Source organism: Priestia sp. P5_B4 (assembly GCF_056400385.1).
Genome location: NZ_JBFULJ010000491.1, coordinates 1 through 2,833, shown reverse-complemented (window position 1 = coordinate 2,833; position 2,833 = coordinate 1). Strand labels below are relative to the sequence as shown.

Sequence of the window (2,833 nt, the reverse complement as noted above, 5' to 3'; positions counted from 1 at the left end):
CACTCAACGTAGCAGGGCAAGAGCAACTTGAAATTTTTTGGAGAAAATGGGGTTTCATCTCAAGCAAAATTAATGAACTCAAGACTAATAAAATCACAAGGAGAGAAGTAAAATGAATCTTTTTGAAAAAATTATCGGAAGTCTAGATGACAAGCGGGAATGGAGGGCGATGGAGGCACGGGCGAAGTCACTTCCAAGTGAGTACCGCAACGCTTACAAGGCTATTCAAAAATATATGTGGACTGCTGGTGGTGGCCCAACCGATTGGAAGAATAGCAGCCGTATCTTTGTCGGTATTCTCGAACTTTTCGAGGAAGGAGCAGCGGAAGGCAAGAAAGTCACTGATCTTACGGGCGAGGACGTGGCTGCTTTCTGTGACGACCTAGTGAAGGGTGAGAAAACTTGGAAAGATAAGTATGGGAAGAAGTTGAACGATACCATTGGTCGTGGCTAACGATAAAATCTTAATGCTTGGTTCAATAAAAAGCATAAAAGGATCTTCAATCGAAGGTCCTTTTTTTAATACCGATAAAAGGTTTTATGGTGCGACAAGAAGTCGCTTTCTTACAGTGTAGCTAACGCTACTCATCTAGACGCAGAGATGATCTCCATCCGAAACGGCATTCTTGGTAACGAGTCTGTCGGTTGCATGAGGAAATGTGGAAACAGAGGACAAATGCATGGTCCAGAATACTGCTAGGAGAAGATAGGTATGGTAAACGAAAGTGAAGGTTCGTAAGCTTCGTCAATTTTAGCCTAGGATAATGCATATTCTGGCTTAGGTCTTGGTAAGAGGAACAGTAGAATCATAAAGCTACTTTGATGCGTCCCGCATCTTGCCCGGAGTAAAGAACCTGCCTTCCCCTATTGTATCTGTAGAAAGTGGAACTTGGTAAGCCCTATGTCATCTGCATAAGAGTAGGATGACTGCAAAGTCAAACGATGTGACAGAGGGTATGTTACCCTGAAAAGGAACAGGAAAGCAGAATCACTGTATAACTGGACGGATACTGTCGGCTTTACAGACAATGACAGGCTCGAAAGAGCGCCCACTTCTCATTGGTCTTCAACACTAAAATAAATTTGTGGCTATCTTCTAACGAAAAGGAGCGTGCTGTTATGAATACCTCTCTACGAGCGTCGGCGCACGTCTCGCATAAAGGTTGGTACTCTATTGATTGGAGTATTATACAAAAATATGTATCGAAGTTACGACAAAGAATTTATCGTGCCGAACAACAAAATCAACAAAGAAAAGTAAGGAAGCTTCAACGTTTACTCCTTCGGAGTAAAGCAAATTTACTGCTTTCTATTCGCAGAGTAACACAACAAAATAACGGTAAGCGAACACCTGGTGTAGATGGCTATACGGCCTCAAAACCAAGCGAACGTATCAAACTTTATCAACAACTAGTTAAATGCAATGTCTTTCGACATCGTCCAAAGCCAGCAAAAAGAACGTTTATTCCGAAGAAAAACGGAAAGCTAAGACCTTTGGGCATTCCCACGATGCGAGATCGAGTCTATCAAAACGTAGTAAAAAACGCACTTGAACCCCAGTGGGAGGTTAAGTTTGAACCTACTTCCTACGGTTTTCGTCCTAAACGAAGTACACACGATGCGATAAGCAATCTTTTTAACAAGCTTAACACCAATAGTAAGAAAAAGTGGGTGTTTGAGGGAGATTTCTTAGGCTGTTTCGATTATCTTAATCATAATTGGATAATGGAACAAACATCTATATTTCCGGGAAGCACTCTCATTAAAAGGTGGCTTAATATGGGTTACATAGAGCAGGGTATGCTTCGTACGACAACAGAAGGAACCCCTCAAGGGGGGATTGTGTCTCCCCTTCTAGCTAATATTGCCTTATGTGGTATGGAAGAAGAGATTGGTATTGTTTATAAAAAGACATACAAACCAAACGGAGGATACGCAATTGATCCAAAATGTAAGATAGGACGTGTTCTCTACGCAGATGACTTCGTCATCGTAACGGAAACGAAGGAACAAGCTGAAAGTATGTACCAGAACCTCACCCCTTATTTACGAAAACGAGGAATTACACTTAGCATGGATAAAACTAGGGTTACACATATCGAGGACGGTTTTGATTTCCTTGGCTTCTCGCTGCGCCAATACAATACAGGACAAGGAAAGAAGTTATTCATTAAACCTAGCAGAGACAGCATTCAAAAAGCTAAAAACAAGATAAAAGATACGTTCTCTGTGATGAGAGGACGGCCAGTGAAAGAAATTATACGTGTTTTAAACCCGATTATTCGTGGCTACGGACAGTATTGGAAACATGTAGTATCCAAAAAGACTTACAGCTACATGGACAATTATATTTTCCTAAAAGTGAGAAAACACCTTAAACAATTGCATCCAAAGAAGTCGAGAAAATGGATTAGCAAACGTTATTTTAAGAAGCCCCACCACGGTGGAAATAATAAATGGATTCTCACATGTCCACTTACTAACATTCAATTGTTAAAGATGTCCTGGATTAAGATAGAACGGCATGTCATGGTAGCTTATAAAAACAGCCCAGATGATCCGATTCTAAGAGAGTATTGGGAAAAACGAGACCGTAAGGTCTTTAATAATGAAAATACATTAGATAGGATGAAACTCGCAAGAAAACAAGGATATCGTTGTGCATTGTGTAAGCAGACTCTACAAAATGGAGAGAAAATTACAGTGCGAAACCTAGAGGTTTCTACAGGTCAATTTGCTAAATTAGTACATGTACCATGTATTAAATAAGTTGTTCGGATAAAAAGAAGGCTTGAGCCGTATGACGGGAAATCTGTCACGTACGGTTCTTAGG

The 2,833-nt window shown here is 40.6% G+C and carries 2 protein-coding genes; both read left to right on the top strand.

The annotated features are described in order from the left end of the window. Window positions 1-112 precede the first annotated feature (112 nt). Complete coding sequence (locus tag AC1DRF_RS21795) at window positions 113-454, top strand: DUF1048 domain-containing protein (protein WP_477741678.1); 342 nt, start codon at window positions 113-115, stop codon at window positions 452-454. A gap of 665 nt (window positions 455-1,119) precedes the next feature. Next, window positions 1,120-2,769, top strand: coding sequence for a group II intron reverse transcriptase/maturase (gene ltrA / locus AC1DRF_RS21790; RefSeq protein WP_477741677.1), 1,650 nt, complete (start codon window positions 1,120-1,122; stop codon window positions 2,767-2,769). The last annotated feature ends 64 nt before the right edge of the window (window positions 2,770-2,833 follow it).

Bases quoted from the DNA above. Each gene is read 5' to 3' on its own strand.
- ltrA (WP_477741677.1), top strand. From the start codon at position 1,120: ATGAATACCTCTCTACGAGCGTCGGCGCACGTCTCGCATAAAGGTTGG.
- AC1DRF_RS21795 (WP_477741678.1), top strand. From the start codon at position 113: ATGAATCTTTTTGAAAAAATTATCGGAAGTCTAGATGACAAGCGGGAA.